The sequence below is a fragment of the Paenibacillus taiwanensis DSM 18679 genome, from assembly GCF_000425125.1.
In the GTDB taxonomy this organism is placed as follows: Bacteria; Bacillota; Bacilli; order Paenibacillales; family Paenibacillaceae; genus Paenibacillus_B; species Paenibacillus_B taiwanensis.
In genome coordinates, this window is sequence record NZ_KE384307.1 from 267,942 (window position 1) to 285,698 (window position 17,757).

Below are 17,757 nucleotides of genomic sequence, written 5' to 3' on the forward strand. Positions count from 1 at the left end.
TTGGTTTTTTCGGAAAAGGGGGATATTGTTTTCAGTTTTGAGTGTGGAAACTGTGGATAATGTGTATAAGTCGGTGGATAAACTTGGATGGAGGGACGAAAGTCCTATAGTAATAAGGCATTTTTAGGGTGAAAAAGAGTAAAGAGTAAGTTTTTGTCTGTGGATAAATAAAATCGCGTAATGGAAACCGAATACAAATGTTTAGGAAAGAGAAAGGAGCCTGCCAGCATTAGACTTAGCTGCATTCGCAGATCCATCTGACAGCTAGCAGGCTCTTCATGTCTTCTCAGAACAGTTTCTATGTCCCTATTGTTCCATGTTTGCTTCCCATTCTTCATATGCAGCTTCTAGTTTCACTTTGTGCTCATCAATCTGTTGTTGAATAGCTTGCACACGAACATAATCGTTATACACTTCGGGATCGGTAAGCAGTGTTTCTTGTTCTTCAATAAACGTTTCCCATTGTGCAATCTGGACTTCAATCTGTTCCAGGCGGCGCAGACGCGCCCGTTCTTCACGTTTGGCTTGCTTCTCCTGCTCAAATTGTGAAGCGCCCCGAGCATCTGCTGCTTGGGGAGAAGCTGTATTTAGAGATGCCGGTTTAGATGCTCCGGCAGTTGTAGACATAGCCTGCGAAGTACGCATTTCAATGTCCTCTTCCAGTTCCTGCTTCTTCGCCGTATAATCATCATAATTGCCCAAGTAGGATGTCATGCCATCAGGTGCCAGCTCTACAATCCGTTCGGCCATTTTGTTTAGGAAATAACGGTCATGGGAAATAAATAGCAATGTGCCTTCATATTCCATCAAGGCAGATTCCAATACTTCTTTACTGAACAAATCCAAATGGTTGGTTGGCTCATCGAGTATGAGCATATTGGCATCTTGCAGCATGAGCTTGGCTAGTGCAACCCGTGCTTTTTCCCCGCCGCTCAGCGTACTGACCTTCTTTTGTACATCGTCACCGCTAAAAAGGAAGCTGCCCAGTACGGTGCGTATACGAACTTCTTCCATATGAGGGTACTCATTCCATAGCTCTTCTAGCACCGTATGGTTAGGATTAAGAGTAGTCTGTTCTTGATCGTAGTATCCAATCATGACATGGGTACCCCAGTTAATGGTGCCGGATGTTAAGGTATGCTTCTCAATTAAGGCTTTGAGCAAGGTTGATTTTCCAACCCCGTTTGGCCCAATGAGCGCCACCATTTCACCACGATTGAGATCCAAGTTCGCTTGTTGGAACAATGGAGGACTATTCTCGTAGGAAAAAGAGGCGTCACGTACACGCAGAACGTCTTTGCCGCTTGGTCTTGCAATTTCAAAGGAGAAACGGGCTCTTTTCAGCTCACCAAGTGGTCTTTCGATACGTTCCATCTTCTCTAGTGTTTTGCGTCGGCTTTGGGCTCGTTTGGTCGTTGAGGCCCGCACGAGGTTGCGCCGGACAAAATCCTCAAGCTTGGCGATTTCGTCTTGCTGCTTCTCGTACAGCTTCATGACTTGCTCATACTCAGCGGCCTTTAGCTCCATATACTTGGTATAATTGCCGGAATATCGTTTGGCTTGATGCCGTTCAATTTCTACAATTGAGGTAACCATCGCATCCAAGAAATAGCGGTCATGGGATACGACAAGCACGGCGCCAGGATAGGAGCGCAAGTATTGCTCAAGCCACGTTAATGTATCAATATCCAAATGGTTAGTAGGCTCATCAAGAAGCAACAGATCGGGCTGTTGCAGCAGCATTTTGGCTAGCGCCAGACGCGTCTTCTGCCCGCCGCTTAACGTATGAATTGACGTGGTGTGATCTGTTCCGCCAAATCCCATGCCGTGTAATATGCCGCGTACCTTTGCTTCCATCGCGTACCCGCCCTGTTCGCGAAACCAGTCGGAACGCACGGAATAGCGGTGCAGCGTCTCTTCGTAACGGACAGCATCCTCCGCCAGTGCTGGATCTGCAATTTGCTGCTCCAGATCACGTAATTCCTGTTCAGCGTCGGTCAAATGGGAGAAGACAAGCATCATTTCATCCCAGATTGACCGATCGGATTGCAGACCGCTATTTTGAGCCAAGTATCCCATCTTTGTTTCTTTGGCTCGGTAGATGGTGCCAGCGTCAGCCGAAAGCTCGCCAGCAATAATTTGCAGCAAGGTTGACTTGCCTGCACCGTTCACACCTACAAGACCGATCCGCTCTTTGTCGTTCATATGAAACGTTATATTGGATAAGACGGGGGTTATCCCGTAATTTTTATTTATGCCGTTTACCTGCAGCAGCATTCAAATCTCCTCCATGTTGGACAAACTATTCTTAGTTTACATGAAAATAGGAGGAAGTGCGACGTTATCCGAATCATTATGACCGCAATAGTAGCAGGAAGGCAGTAACGATGGTACACTAAAAGTTGAAAATGATGAAAATGTATGAAAAGTACTGAACGATTTGAGCCTATTGCAAGGAAATGGGGGACGTTCATGGAATATAATCAACAGCAAGGTGATTACACCACCAAACAGCAGCTTAGGACGCTGCTAAAGCAGCGGCGTCGGGCAGTTGCAACTCATCATTGGGAAGTGGCTAGTTCTAAAGCTTGCAGCTTGGCAATCCCAATCATTGATCAAATACGATGCCAACTGGATCATCCACTTACTGTATTGGCTTATATGCCCTTTGCAAGTGAACTGGATACGCGGCCGCTGCTAACAGATTTAAGAAATAAAGGGGATCATGTTTATATTCCACTTACACATCGGGAAGACGTCAGTATGACTTGGCATGAATGGCATGATCATACTTCAATGAAGCAAGGGGCGTTTGGCATTTTGGAGCCTTCCAATGTTGCCCCGCTGCAAGCAGAGTCATGGGGGAAGATTGATGTGATTTTGGTTCCTGGGGTTGCTTTTGATCGTCAAGGCGGTAGACTAGGCATGGGTGCAGGATATTATGACCGGTTTTGGTCACAGTTATGTGAAGTCTCGTCGCTTGAGGCTATAACGACTGTCGAGTTGGGTGATGAGCACTTGAAGAAGCAGTGCAGTCGGCCTGTGCGGATTAGCTTGCTTTATAATTGGCAGCTTATAGAGGCGGTACCGATGGAATCGCATGACATGAGAGTAGACGTGCTCGTACACGAGGACGAAATTGTATATACGACAGGGCAAATGGATTAACGACGAGAAGGGAAAAGGAGGAACTTGATAATGGCTGATCCACTATCACATTTTAATGAAGAAGGCCGTGCACGTATGGTGGACGTGTCAGACAAAGAAGTGTCAAAGCGGACTGCTGTTGCACGTTCTTCCGTAACGATGCACACGGATACGTTGCAGCGTATTAAGCAGGGACAAGTCCAGAAGGGTGACGTCTTGGCCGTTGCTCAGGTTGCAGGTATTATGGCGGCCAAAAATACAGCACAATGGATACCGATGTGTCATCCCTTGATGCTGACAGGTATTAATATTTTATTTAGCGACAACGATGATGATACACTATACATTGAGGCTGAAGTGAAGACGACAGGCAAGACTGGCGTTGAAATGGAAGCCCTTACGGCTGCTTCAGCAGCGGCGCTAACCATATATGATATGTGTAAGGCGATGCAGAAGGATATGATCATAGGTGCTACGTATCTAGTGATGAAAAGCGGCGGACAGCATGGAGATTATACAATCGGCTAGATGATAAGTGGAATCTATTCATGAGTGACTATAAAGGGTTAACGATTGAAGGGAGGAAGAGACATGAGTTGGAAAGTGGCGATACTAACAGCTAGCGATAAGGGCTCGCGTGGTGAACGAGAGGACACAAGTGCCCAAGTGATTCGTGAGCTGGTAGAAGAAGAGATTGGGGGTATCATCGTTGAATATCGGATCGTTCCTGATGAGTTGAACGACATTACAGCTTCGCTAATCGAGATGGCTGACTATTTTCAAGCAGATCTCATCCTGACAACTGGGGGGACAGGTCTTGCACCACGAGACGTGACGCCGGAAGCTACGCTTAAGGTTGTAGATCGTATCGTCCCTGGGATCGCAGAAGCGATGAGAGCAGCGTCGATGCTAAAGACTAGACGTGCGATGTTGTCACGAGGAGTATGCGGAATTCGGAACCGGACACTCATCATTAATTTGCCTGGAAGTCCGAAAGGGGTTCATGACAATTTAATGGCGGTCATTGATCAATTGCCACATGCACTGGAAGTAGCCAGCGGAAGGTACCATGATCACGAATAGATAGGTCGGTTTTTCAATTTTTTTCAAATTATATTCATAAAGTTGTGACACTTCTTGGTATTTTGCGGGGTAGTGTTATGATATGATCTATATCACAGTCCATAGGTGTATGGCGTGAATCGAAAGGAGCAGATTCAACATGAGTGGTATTGGAGTACCGGGAATTATATTACTTCTGATCTTGGCTCTCTTATTATTCGGGCCGAACAAGCTGCCGGAGCTTGGCCGTGCGTTCGGACGCACATTGCGTGAATTTAAGGCAGGCGCACGGGATATTATGGGTGATGGCGATGAGACGAATTCGTCCAACAACCGCAAGGATATTACCCCTGTCGCTTCTTCGCCTGTTCAAACACCAACGCCGCAAGTTTCCCAAACCGCAGTACCACAGCCTGCGCCAACTACTGAGGTTGTAACTCCAGTTGAACCGTCACGTCGTTTACCGGAATAGCCTGCTTCTCATGCCATCTATAGTGTCGCGTGCCGACCGAAGATGCGGGGGCATAAGCGAACATATTTTGCAAGGAACAGGTTGGTGTAAGCATGTCGCAGTCGGATGAACAAATGTCGATCATAGAGCATATTACCGAGTTGCGTAAGCGAATTATATATGTATTAATTGTGCTTGTTGTAGGTCTGGTCGGCGGTTTTTTTGCGGCTGATCCCATTTACAAGTATTTGATTTCAAGACCCCCTGCAAATGGATTTGCTTTTCATAGCTTTTCGTTGTGGGACGGGGTTGGCATTTATATGAAGATAGCTGTTATTATCGCGATTGCGTTGACCTTGCCATGTACCCTTTATCAAGTATGGGCGTTTGTCAGCCCGGGGTTAAAGCCTGTAGAGCGCAGAGCGACAGTGAAGTATATTCCGTACGTGTTTATTTTGTTTTTGTGCGGGCTATCGTTTGCTTATTTTATAGTGTTTCCGATGGCATTTGAGTTTACTTCCAACATTAATCGATATTTAAATTTGCAAGAGACCTATGGGATTACACAGTATTTAAGTTTTATGTTTAATATATTGCTGCCAATGGCGCTGCTGTTTGAGCTTCCGCTCGTCATTATGTTTTTGACGGCCATTCGCCTGCTAAACCCGATTCGTCTGCGGAAGATGCGTCGATTTGCTTATTTTATTCTGGTGTTTCTAGGTATTACCCTGTCGCCGCCGGATTTTATTTCAGACTTTCTGGTGTCGATCCCACTGCTTATTCTGTATGAATTCAGTGTGTTCCTGTCTGCCTTTATATACCGTAAGCAATTGGCACGGCAGCAAGAGTGGGAGCAGCAGTTCGAGGAAGAACAGGTCGCGGATGCTTCTGCTTCTTCTGGATCATAGACTCAAGCAAGTTACAGTTTCATAGCGTATTCGTCTGGAGATGCAGTTCCGGCTCATGCATAAATGTATATATGTATGAGCGGAAACTGCATTTTTTGTTGAAATGGACAGGCATGCGGTGAGGGCTTGTCGAAAGAATGCTGTCGTAAAGTAATTAGCCTGAATCTGAAGTTTTTACGTTAAAACCACTTGCAAAACGATACTAAAATCAGTATCATATAAATTGTTATTAGCACTAACCACATTCGAGTGCTAATAATCAGGTAATTCGTTTTTTAGGAACTACATAGCTTACGCTGTGAGTTCCATACCATAATCACTCTTGTTTAAAGGAGGCTATTTTTTCATGATCAAACCTTTAGGAGAACGCGTATTAATCGAGACCATTGCTAAGGAGGAAACGACTGCTTTCGGTATCGTATTGCCTGACACAGCAAAGGAAAAGCCACAAGAAGGTAAAGTAATTGCTGTAGGTAATGGCGTATGGAAAGACGGCCAACGTATTCCGCTCGACATTAAAGAAGGTGACCGCGTAATTTTCTCAAAATATGCGGGTACAGAAATCAAATTCGAAGGTAAAGAATATTTGATTATGAAGGAAAGCGACATTCACGCGATCGTTGGTTAATCGCCTGATCCAGCTTACGCTATAGCTACTACTTGTAGATGCCGCCTGTGTGCGGATTTGAACGCTGAATAGATGACTTAATTATGTGAATGGATTAGAGGAGGGTATTTCATAATGGCAAAGGAAATTTTGTTCTCTGAAGAAGCTCGTCGCTCCATGCTCCGCGGTGTGGACGCTCTTGCAAATGCAGTAAAGGTAACACTCGGTCCTAAAGGCCGCAACGTGGTTTTGGAGAAGAAGTTTGGTTCCCCATTGATCACTAATGACGGTGTAACAATCGCAAAAGAAATCGAACTCGAAGACGCATTCGAGAACATGGGCGCACAGCTCGTGAAAGAAGTAGCTACTAAAACTAATGATGTTGCCGGTGACGGTACAACTACAGCAACTGTTCTAGCACAAGCGATGATTCGCGAAGGCTTGAAAAACGTTACTGCAGGCGCTAACCCTATGGTTGTGCGTAAAGGGATCGACAAAGCGGTTCGTGCAGCTGTAACAGAACTGCAATCGATTGCTAAGCCAATCGAAGATTCCCAAGCGATTGCTCAAGTTGCTTCTATATCTGCTGCTGATGAAGAAGTTGGCGCATTGATCGCTGAAGCGATGGAGAAAGTCGGCAAAGACGGCGTAATTACAGTTGAAGAGTCCAAAGGCTTCAACACAGAGCTTGAAGTGGTTGAAGGTATGCAATTCGACCGTGGATATGTATCTCCATACATGATCACAGACACAGACAAGATGGAAGCTGTTCTCGACAACGCTTATATCTTGATCACAGATAAAAAAGTATCCAACATCCAAGAAATTCTTCCTGTGTTGGAGAAAGTCGTTCAACAAGGCAAGCAGCTCTTGATCATCGCCGAAGATGTTGAAGGTGAAGCACAAGCAACGTTGATCGTAAACAAACTGCGTGGTACATTTACTTGCGTAGCTGTTAAAGCTCCTGGCTTCGGTGATCGCCGCAAAGCAATGCTGCAAGATATCGCTGCATTGACTGGTGGTCAAGTGATCACTGAAGAACTCGGTCTTGAGTTGAAATCGACGACGATCGATCAATTGGGTACAGCTCGTCAAATCCGTGTTACTAAAGAAAACACAATTATCGTTGATGGCGCTGGCGCTAAAGATGATATCAATGCTCGCATCAAACAAATCCGTACGCAGCTCGAAGAAACAACTTCTGAGTTCGACAAAGAGAAGCTGCAAGAGCGTCTTGCTAAATTGGCAGGCGGCGTAGCAGTAATCAAAGTTGGTGCGGCGACTGAAACTGAATTGAAAGAGCGCAAGCTGCGCATTGAAGATGCTTTGAACGCAACTCGTGCAGCAGTTGAAGAAGGTATCGTTGCAGGTGGCGGTACAGCTCTTATTAACGTATATGGTGCAGTGTCTGCTGTTGTTTCAGCAACGACTGACGAGCAAACAGGCGTTAACATCGTGTTGAAGGCTCTTGAAGCGCCGATCCGTACGATTGCTGACAACGCAGGTCAAGAAGGCTCTGTCATCGTTGAGCGCTTGAAAAAAGAAGCAGTTGGCATTGGTTACAACGCAGCTACTGGCGAGTGGGTGAACATGATCGAAGCAGGTATCGTTGACCCTGCTAAGGTTACTCGTTCCGCATTGCAAAATGCAGCTTCCGTAGCAGCTATGTTCTTGACAACTGAAGCGGTTATCGCTGATAAACCAGAAAAGAATGCACCAGCTATGCCTGACATGGGCGGTATGGGTGGTATGGGCGGCATGATGTAATATAGGCTAAAAAGCCTTATTCATCAGGGGTTTTCGTGAGACTAGACGCCCTTTGACCACATAAGGAAAACAAGGGCTATCTTCTGGAATCAATATATTCCGAAGATGGCCCTTGTTTCTTATGCCAAAGAAATATTTGTGAATCGATTAGGAAATAATTGACTTAAATTCGAAAATAGTATACATTGGTATTGTAATTAAAAATCATTAGTCGATATTTCGTTCTTAAGCAGTTGGCTGACCGCCAGCAACCTAAAAAGTGCGAATGTCACGTTACATCATAAATTACCCAACCTCGGGTTTTTAGGTGAACGTACATTTCCTTTTTGGAGATGTATGGTCGACTAAAAACAGGGGATTTTTTTATGCTTGAATTAAATTTAGATCAGTTGTACGGTGCATATGGTGGTGTGAAGTATTTACTTTCAGGGCCAACTGGTTCTGGAAAAACTACTTTTGTATCGAAGTTAGTCAACCCACAATCAGTACCACTGATAAGTCAAATGATTGGTCAAGGAAGTTCTACGCTAAAGCCAAAGACATTTGTTATAACTGGTGACACTGAATTCGAAAATACTATTAGGGTTTGTGCAAGACCAAATCAGCAGCCATTGAACCGCAAAGATTATGATGATGTAATTATGGAGACATTTTCAATATTAGCGAAACAGGCAAACAAAGAAAATGTGAAGAATTTAGACACACCTATAAATGTACTAAACAAGTTATTTATAAAGGGGGAGAATCATGTAGCAATACTAGGTCTATTAGGAGATAAAGCATTACAGTGGATTTCCGAAACCGCTGAAATTTTATCGAGTGTTGATCGGCCGCAGTTACGTGATTTGTATGATGTTGCACGTGGACGGTTAGAAGATCCAGAGTCATCAAAAGCGAAAAGCAAAAGTTCAGAGTCAATTGATCTAAAATTGCAAGAGGTATTTCGTGACTTTCTTGACGGCACCTTGCACAATTTTTCAGGCAAAGAAACCGGTCTTCTACTTGCACAGCAATATAACAAAATAAATCAGTTGCTCGTAGAATTGTCGGCATATTATATGGGAATTTCAAAACTTACTATTGATGGTTACTTGATGATGGATGTTCTCTTAGATGATTTCTCAGATGAAACAACTATTAAATTACGAAGCTCATTTTTCTGTAATAATTCAAATGAGGAACAGATATCTATTGAAGTGCTGTATGAAGATATTGTAGTGTACGTTGGTATTAATCAAGGTATTGTTAGGCAACTAGGTCACGAATTAGAACAATTCAAGAATCGAAAGGGTAATGTGGAATTTGGATTAATTGATACAATGGGTGCCTTTCATCGTTATGGGGACAAAAATGAGGCTAGTAGTTATTTTGAGAAATTAACTCGCGACCATGATTTTGAAGGGTTGATTTTACTGACTCCTCTTTTTTTGGGAGCAAACGAAAAGAAATTTTTACGAATATCGACTGAATTTTTGCGTCAGTTTCCTTTTGACCTAGACGTAATCATTATTAGTAATAAAGTCGATATGGTTATTGACCAATATATAAAAGAGTGGGAAAGTAAACATCTAATTAGTGATCCATTTGCTGATCTGGATGTAACAAATGAAGGTACTAAAATCGATGCTAATTTAGTAAAGCAGCATTTGGAAGATTCAATGGAGATTATTGAAAACGAGGTTATAAACATCATTGAAGAACAAGGAAATGGGCGGGTTAAGGTTTTAGCTCATTATGCAACTTCCTTTGTTGAGAATAAAATTGAAACATACGGTTTATCTAAGCTTAAAAGTCTACCGGAAACTGTACTTGAGTTTATTAGACGCTTTGCTAAAGAAAGAAGTACTATTGAAAAAATTTCTGTTGAGTTAAATCCGGAATATGGATCAGATATAGGAATGAAAATTGAACAAGCTAGTTTGAATGGATACCTTAAGAATGTTCTTGCTCCTGAAATGTTTGACAATATAATTAATAATTGCCGTATGAACGCTGGCAAGATCCCACATGGACAAAGTTTTAATGCACTTCCATCCCGTTTAAGTTATGGTGAGGGATACAAAGTGGTTTTAGATACGTACTTTGTTAATGTTCATTCGTTTGAAATTACATTTCCAGGTACTATTCGTAATTCTTTGATGAAGATACAGAATCAATTAATGTTATACATTCGAACTGCCGTAAATTTTGAAGGAATAAAAAATCTAACGCCAGAAACCAAGGAAAATATTCTCGAAAAGTTATGTTCCCGAATGGTAATCAGGAACATAGCTGCAACACTAGTATATACACTAACTTTCCGTCCAGTAATGACACAACCCCACTATACATTTGGTGCGAAGTTTCAATCATATATTAAAAACGTTAAGTCAGAATTAGGAAGTCCTGAGGATATAACCGCTTATCTTAACGCAATCGTTATGGAAGTTAATAGGGCTTTCAAATCAATGCTTGATTCTGATGTGGTTTATCGGAAAAAGTGAAAAATAACTACGAAAACGCCATTGAATTCAACTCTGTATAGGGGCTTGTTCATTGGCGTTTTTATTGTAGTAAAGTCAGAGGCTCCTCATGAGTTCACCAAACTTTTGAGAAGCCTCTTTCTTCATAGTTTTTGTAATGTGAAGATATACCTTTCTTGTAACCTCACCGTCATGATGACCCAATCGCTCCATGATTTCATGAATCCCTACTCCAGCCTCAGCAAGTAGATTCATCATCGTAAGAGTATTAGGCTGAAGCCAAACCAACTCATAAGCTTTGTATATAAGTGGATTTCCCTCCATTGTACGTAGAAGCAGGTTTTCCTTATAGGATGGGGTTTCTCTAAGAGGCTTGGCATGGGTGGCAAAGTCCGATACGGCGTTAATAAATCGATACCCATTTTTACCAACTTGTTTTAGATCTGGAGCTTCAAAATATCTGGCCTGTAAATCGTCGCGCAACTGTTGAACATTTTTTTCTTGAAGATTCGGTGCATTGTCTGGCATCTTATGAAGTCTGTCCACTTCGTCTCCAAGTTTGTCCATATAAAGTTCAGCATGAAGTAATGTCTTTTTTGCCTCCTCTAGCTTAGATTGGATATTACCAGTATGAATTGTTGTTCATATGCGTTTGGCATTGTTAAGAGCAAGATTCAAAGTGTTCTGACAGACGATACGAATAGGGGTCATTGCAACCATAATGCTTCCACTTCCATCATGACTGTTGGAGAATACCATATAAGGAGAAATACGATCCTCAGCAATGATGTAGTTTTCTGGCAACTTGGCGAGAAGCCATACCTTCTTGCCATTTTGAAAGCTACCGGCTGCCTCAAAGCGTACGCCTCCCCCAAGCAATTCATCAGCGAGGCAAATGCCTCATGGTTTTGGACAAGTTTATATCTGTCCGTAACGACACCGAGCATCCTTTGATCGGATGCTCGGATAGCCTGGAATCTCAGTGAAGTCTTCGGTTTGAATTGATTTCTGAATGACCTTCCAATTTAGTCCTGCTGCTTTCAGTGCTTCCTCTGAGCTGAGGGCTTGTTCGACTTGATTGCCACGGTGCTTCTCTTACGTAAAACATGGTTTCGACGTTTGATGGCATTGGATCATCTCCCTATAAATAAATATATAAACAGCCGTATAGGCGTGTTTTCCAATAGAATGACATAAAAGCTGGACTGCTGTTCACGCCCGCTTTTATGTCTCATTAAGGTAATAATATAGATTTGATATACGAACCGTGGAGTTTTTTCAGCGAATTAGAATTCTATGAAATGCGTGTGTATATTGCTAATGAAGATATCTTCTGATAAATGAGAGGAGCGATGATTTTGAACGTACAACAACCGATAGAGTCGGTAAATGAAGGATTGAAAAATCCCTATTCTTATTTACTATCCATTCCTGCTGAGGACTTCCGTAGGGAGAAATTCAAAAGCTTTTGGCGACTGGAATCTCTTGATCCTTATTGGATATAAAACACTCGCAAGCGAAAGTTACGTTCTAAACAGATCTTGCTTGCCATTCTGAATGACCAATATTGCAAGAGTAATATTGAGATTACAGTGGATCAGCGAGAAAGAATTATTACGTTCCGTTATCGCGGCACGATAATCGGACAATTTCATCAAAGGATCATGTCATTTGTTCCTGTATATGCGGATGTCTATGAATCTATTCAACAATTGGACAACGTAAGAGCGCAAAGTCAGCCATTGAAGAAATCTGCAAAGCCATATTTGGTGACCTCGCAGCAAAGAGGATTAGTTCAGCTTATACAGAGTTTCTTTTGTTGCTCTTCGGTGCTGTTTGCAAAAATCACGGAGTTGATATTTCGATAGTGGAGTCTCTTAAATTTGAGGCAGATTGTGAGGATATACTAGAGGCCGATACGGATACGTATATCAATGGTTGGTTCTACTGTTATTCTTGTAAGGAATCTGGAGATCACGGAATATTTACTTCACAAGAATTAGAGGTTGAGATTATATATTACGAAGAGAATGAAGAAGAACGACAATTGGTAATCTATGAGCGGAGAGATTGGCGTGTATCTTATAAGATGAAGATAAAGAGGTCGTGTAGAGCTTTTGATGTTGAAGTGCCATCATGGGCAGAGTGAAAATGGACGAATACAGCATCGACATCAAAATCAAAGGTTCGAAACCGACTTTCTTTAGCTTGAGCAAAGATAAGAACAATCTCACGTATGGATCAGACTCTGTGAATGAGACAATGTTAAGACAGAAATGACATTTGTATGCGCCTACGTGGCGTTTTTCTTTTGCTCAATGCAGGGTAATTGTCCATTTATGTCGAATAGTAAGACAAAAAACATTCACTGCTTGTCTTATTTTTGAATAGCGATTTGACGGCAGTAGGAATGTAATTAGACCTCATTGAAATAATCGACATTATTGATATATAATGAATATCACCAAACAAATGTTCGTGTATATTTCGTTGCTATAGCAATTTATCTAGTCGGGAGCCTATTAATGGAGGGGAAATTAATGAATAAGAAAGAGCAGTTGAAGAAGCTTGTTGAGAAATTCAAAAAAAATGAGAGTTATTACAAAGATTCAAAAAACAAATACAATGAGACTGATACACGTAACGAACATATTGACCCTTTGTTTGAATTATTCGGTTGGGATTTACATAATAAGAATAACTTAAGACCTAGTCTACGTGAAGTAATGCGCGAGAATTACTTAACTTCGACTTCTAGACCTGATTATGCTTTCACGCTTTCCGGTGTAAAGAAATTCTTCGTCGAAGCTAAGAAGCCATCAGTTCCATTATTGACGGATATGGAATCAATACTACAAGCTAGACGCTATGGATACAATGCGAATCATTTAATTGTTATTCTAACGAATTTCGATTATTTACTTATTTTTGACGCAACTATCGAGCCTAGAGATTCTGATAACCCCTATACAGCTCTTCTTCTTCCTCCTGTTCATTATAGCGAATATGAAGATAAATTTGATGAAATTGAGAAGTTGATTTCAAGAGAAACTATCTATAGTGGGGTATTTGAGCAGAATCTAGAATATCTAGTAAAACGCGGCGTACATATGCCGATTGACGAACATTTCCTAAAACGAATTCGCGATTGGCGAACGTTATTAGCGAATCAACTTTACAATATTCATCCTGAGTACTCATTGGGACTTATTAGTGATTTAACTCAGAAGTTTATAAATCAGATGATATTTTTACGTATCTGCGAAGATAGGAATCTTCCTATCTATAATAACCTGCAAAAAACGATTGAGAATCCCAATGAAGTACAGAGCCAGTTACAAAAAATGTTTAAAGAGGCAGATCGGAAGTACAATTCAGGGTTGTTTGACAATGACCATATTATTTTTGATCTCAATAATCAAATCATTATGGATATCGTAGAAAAGTTGTATCGTCCACAAAGTCCTTACGAGTTTAACATTATTGAAGCCAACTTTTTAGGTGAGATCTACGAGTTGTTCTTAGCTGAGAAGTTGATTCATTATGAAGATGGATCGATAGGCTTGACCAAGAAAGCAGAAAATGTTAATCGTGATATAGTCTCTACTCCAACTGAAATTGTAAAGTACATGGTGCAGAAGACTATATCTCCTGTAATAGAAGGAAAGACTCCACAAGAAATTCTGGGAATAAGAATTGCTGATATTGCTTGTGGTTCAGGAATATTTCTTTTAGAAGTGCTGGATTATCTAATTGATTATTGTACTCAGTGGCATAAAGTGCATAATCATGAATACTTAATACCTGGTGCAGATGGGGTAAAACATCTCCCTTTTGACGATAAGAAAAGGATTCTTCTCTCTTGTGTGTATGGAATTGATATTGATCCAAATGCGGTAGAAGCAGCTAAATTTAGTCTATTATTGAAGTTATTGAACAATGAAACTGAGCCAACGCTTGAAAACTATACACAAATACTTCCAAACCTTGATGGAAACATCAAAGCCGGTAATTCACTCGTTGATAGTGAGATGTTAGATAGATTAAATTTGAATAATGAAATAAAAAGCACAATATTTCCATTTGATTGGGAGTTTAATAATAACGTACAAACATTTAATATTATTATAGGAAATCCTCCTTATGTGACAACCGAAGATATGATTAATGTCCTGCCTAAAAAGGAAGTAACTATTTATAAGAGGAAGTACACAACATCTTATAAGCAGTTTGATAAATATTTTCTGTTCGTAGAGAGGGCTATTCAGAAACTTCAGGATGGTGGAGTGTTGTGTTATATTATTCCTCCAAAGTTTTCAAAGATCGCTTCTGGAGTTCACTTAAGAGAATTATTAACCCAAAATCACTATGTTTCGGAGTTTATTGATTTTGGTTCAACCCAGTTATTTGGACACAAAAAGGTTCTTACCTATAGCTCTATTTTGACTGCGAAAAAAGAACCGCAAGAGGAATTCACATTTGAAGAAGTAGATGATTTGCAAGAATGGTGGGCAAATCAAAGTAATCCAGAATATCTGAAAAGGAAATCATTTCCTAATTATGTACTGAGTAAAGCCCCTTGGATACTAGTTACGAATACATTCCAAGCACAGCTACTCGAAAGATTGTATGAGAACTCAATTAAACTGATCGATATCACAGAAGTTCTAAATGGAATTCAAACAAGTGCGGAAGATGTGTATCCTTTTGGTAAAAAAGAGATAACAAAGGAAACAAATACTCATTATGAGATTTCGAGAAACGGAAAGAACTATAACATCGAGAAACAAATTGTGCGACCCTATTTCAAGCCAATTGGTAAGGAAAGAGGCAAGGGGTCATATGATCATGAATTCCCAAGTATGTTATTGATTTTCCCTTATGATGCAGATGGGAATCTTTACAGTCAAGAGACCATGGAAAGTAAATTTCCAGGTACATGGGAATATTTGAATAACTACTATGAACGTTTAGTACCGAAGCATTTATCAATTTGTAATAAAGGAAGAGATGTACCCCATGCGACTGCAGATACATGGTATCATTATGGTCGAAGTCAGCATTTCAAGAGTTTCAATAATCGAGATAAATTAATTGTAAAGGTTATGAAAAACTCCTCTCCACTATATTGGATGGATAGAAATGATATGCTAATAGCTTCAGGGGGGACTGCTGGCTATGTGGCTATTGCTCAAAAGGAAGATAGCCCGTATGCATTGGAATACATCCAAGCTGCACTGAGTCACCCGGCATATCAGGCATTGAGTTCCATTATTGGCAGTGATTTTGATGGTGGTTTCAATGCCACAGGAACTGCTGTTCTGTATGACATGCCAATTAGAAAAATTAACTTTAATGATTCGCGGCAAGTTGAGCAATATAATGATATAATTAAATCCTCGCAGAACATATACGATATTAATGACAAGCTATCTGTAAGACAAAGCATAAGAGATGAAATTAGTCTACTACGGGAAAAGGAACAACTTATAAATAGAATCCAAAGCCACATTACTGAAATCTATGATCTAGACGAGATAATGAAGGTATTACAATGATAAGGGTGAGTTAATTGAAATTGAAGGCCCAAAATTCGGACCAAAAACTGAGGGGTGGGTACTATACTCCAGAAGAGTTAGCAGACTTTATTATTCGATGGGCACTCCACAATGAACAATCATTGAGGGCTTTTGAGCCGAGCTGTGGTGATGGAGTATTTTTAGAAGCTCTTGTGAAACATCCACGCTTTTCCCAACTCAATTGTGTCGCGGTAGAATTAGATAAAGAAGAAGCAAAAAAAGCTAAAGAGAAAATGCAGTTATATTCTAATGTAGAGGTCCTCAACAAGGACTTCTTCTCTGTCTATGAGCACTACAAAAATGACCTGAGTGGCAAGAGTCAGGGGTTTGATGCGATTGTCGGGAATCCTCCATATATACGTTATCAGTACTTAAGTTCCGAACAACGTGTTGCACAAGCCGATATATTAGTCACGAATGGTATGAAATCAAATATGCTCATTAATGCGTGGGTATCATTTGTTGTGGCTTGTGTAGAACTTCTTAATGACAATGGAAGGATTGGAATGGTTATTCCAGCAGAGTTGCTACAAGTGGCTTATGCAGAGGATCTAAGGTTATTTTTAATCAATAACTTATCTTCCATTACTGTAATTACATTTGAAGAGCTTGTTTTCCCAAATGTCCAGCAAGAGGTGGTCTTGTTGCTTGCTGAAAAGGATAAAGAGGCATCTTCCAAATCGAAGAGTTCAATTAGATTAATTGAATTGAAGAACTTGGATTGTTTAACCGAAAGAACATTAGATCTGGAACCTATTGAATATCAACAGGCCATGAAGGATAAGAATAAATGGACAAGATATTTTCTGGACATTGATGAAACAAATTTAATTTATCAAATCCAAATGAATAACCGCTTTGTAGCTTTCTCAGAAATTGCTGATGTTGACATTGGGATTACAACAGGCAATAATAGTTATTTTTCTGTAAGTAAAGCCTTAGTGGATGAGTATGAATTGCATGATGTTACTCGTCCGCTAATTGGGAGGAGTTCCCATGCCAGCGGTCTTTATTTTACTGATGAAGATTGGAAAAAGAACGTAAACAAAGGAGTAGACGCATATCTAATTGATTTTCCTGATACTCCTTACGAACACTATCCTAATTTGCATAGATATTATATTGAACTTGGTGAACAAGAAGGAGCAAATAAAGGGTATAAATGTAGTATACGAGATAGGTGGTATCGTGTTCCATCAATCTGGGCTCCGGATGCATTTTTTCTACGTCGAAATAATATGTTCCCGAAGTTTGTATTAAATGATATAAATGCGGTTAGTACAGACACGATGCATCGAATTAAGTTTAATGAAGGTCTAGACAGGGACAAAATTTTACTTTCTTATTATAACAGTATTACATTTGCTTTTACTGAGATTGAGGGTAGGAGTTATGGAGGTGGTGTACTAGAAATCTTGCCAGGCGAATTAGAGAAAATCATGCTGCCGAATCTTCAGGGAATGGATGCAAGAGTTGTGAAAGATTTACTCCTTAAGATAGATGCAGCGATTAGAGGAAATATTGATATTGAACCTGTGCTAGATGAGGTGGATAAGAAAGTATTGATTGAATTTATCGGAATCGATGAGAAAGTAGTCACAACGTTCCGACAGATATGGAAAAAGTTGATGTATAGACGTTTGAACCGTAAAAGGAGATCAACCAAAAATTCAGTCGTTAGATAAGCGCCGCGTGATCATCACCAAATCTCAATCCACAGCAGTCATATAATCATTACATCATCTAAGAGAGCCTTTACAGTACTTAGGGGACT

12 protein-coding genes and 1 pseudogene are annotated in these 17,757 nt (G+C 40.7%); 11 read left to right on the forward strand and 2 right to left on the reverse strand.

Features of this window, described 5'->3' with window-relative positions; genetic code table 11:
* Nucleotides 1-306 precede the first annotated feature (306 nt).
* A complete protein-coding gene (locus H509_RS0115130; protein ID WP_028545823.1) occupies nucleotides 307-2,277 on the reverse strand; it encodes an ABC-F family ATP-binding cassette domain-containing protein in 1,971 nt (656 codons plus the stop codon).
* A 195-nt stretch (nucleotides 2,278-2,472) separates the two neighbouring features.
* Between H509_RS0115130 and H509_RS25510 the strand changes: the two genes are divergently transcribed.
* From H509_RS25510 to H509_RS0115170, 8 genes are all read left to right on the forward strand, one after another.
* Nucleotides 2,473-3,168, forward strand: coding sequence for a 5-formyltetrahydrofolate cyclo-ligase (locus H509_RS25510; protein WP_051287214.1), 696 nt, complete (start codon nucleotides 2,473-2,475; stop codon nucleotides 3,166-3,168).
* A gap of 30 nt (nucleotides 3,169-3,198) precedes the next feature.
* Entirely contained in the window at nucleotides 3,199-3,675 is a 477-nt protein-coding gene (moaC, locus tag H509_RS0115140; protein WP_028545824.1) for a cyclic pyranopterin monophosphate synthase MoaC, read from the forward strand.
* 63 nt (nucleotides 3,676-3,738) lie between these two features.
* On the forward strand, nucleotides 3,739-4,230 hold the full coding sequence (locus H509_RS0115145) for a MogA/MoaB family molybdenum cofactor biosynthesis protein (RefSeq protein WP_028545825.1): 492 nt from the start codon (nucleotides 3,739-3,741) through the stop codon (nucleotides 4,228-4,230).
* A 139-nt stretch (nucleotides 4,231-4,369) separates the two neighbouring features.
* Nucleotides 4,370-4,681 carry a twin-arginine translocase TatA/TatE family subunit gene (locus H509_RS25515; RefSeq protein WP_036697582.1) on the forward strand — a complete coding sequence of 104 codons (312 nt, stop codon included), beginning with the start codon at nucleotides 4,370-4,372 and terminating at the stop codon, nucleotides 4,679-4,681.
* Nucleotides 4,682-4,773: 92 nt separating this feature from the next.
* A complete protein-coding gene (gene tatC, locus H509_RS0115155) occupies nucleotides 4,774-5,568 on the forward strand; it encodes a twin-arginine translocase subunit TatC (RefSeq protein ID WP_028545826.1) in 795 nt (264 codons plus the stop codon).
* 346 nt (nucleotides 5,569-5,914) lie between these two features.
* Entirely contained in the window at nucleotides 5,915-6,196 is a 282-nt protein-coding gene (gene groES, locus H509_RS0115160; protein WP_028545827.1) for a co-chaperone GroES, read from the forward strand.
* A 114-nt stretch (nucleotides 6,197-6,310) separates the two neighbouring features.
* Nucleotides 6,311-7,942: a chaperonin GroEL gene (gene groL, locus H509_RS0115165; RefSeq protein ID WP_028545828.1), complete on the forward strand. Its 1,632-nt coding sequence runs from the start codon at nucleotides 6,311-6,313 to the stop codon at nucleotides 7,940-7,942.
* A gap of 365 nt (nucleotides 7,943-8,307) precedes the next feature.
* The gene (locus H509_RS0115170) at nucleotides 8,308-10,425 is read left to right on the forward strand and encodes a P-loop NTPase family protein (protein WP_028545829.1); all 2,118 of its coding nucleotides are present in this window, start codon (nucleotides 8,308-8,310) and stop codon (nucleotides 10,423-10,425) included.
* 75 nt (nucleotides 10,426-10,500) lie between these two features.
* On the opposite strand, the pseudogene H509_RS28425 reads toward H509_RS0115170, so the two are convergent.
* Nucleotides 10,501-11,283, reverse strand: a pseudogene (locus tag H509_RS28425) (DUF932 domain-containing protein).
* 479 nt (nucleotides 11,284-11,762) lie between these two features.
* Here H509_RS28425 and H509_RS27735 point away from each other — a divergent pair.
* From H509_RS27735 to H509_RS0115205, 3 genes are all read left to right on the forward strand, one after another.
* Nucleotides 11,763-11,909 (forward strand): hypothetical protein, encoded by a 147-nt coding sequence (locus tag H509_RS27735; protein ID WP_157277747.1) that lies wholly within the window; start codon nucleotides 11,763-11,765, stop codon nucleotides 11,907-11,909.
* Nucleotides 11,910-12,944: 1,035 nt separating this feature from the next.
* Nucleotides 12,945-15,962, forward strand: a complete 3,018-nt coding sequence (locus tag H509_RS0115200) for an Eco57I restriction-modification methylase domain-containing protein (protein WP_028545834.1) — start codon at nucleotides 12,945-12,947, stop codon at nucleotides 15,960-15,962.
* A gap of 14 nt (nucleotides 15,963-15,976) precedes the next feature.
* Complete coding sequence (locus tag H509_RS0115205) at nucleotides 15,977-17,668, forward strand: Eco57I restriction-modification methylase domain-containing protein (protein ID WP_028545835.1); 1,692 nt, start codon at nucleotides 15,977-15,979, stop codon at nucleotides 17,666-17,668.
* Nucleotides 17,669-17,757: the final 89 nt, after the last annotated feature.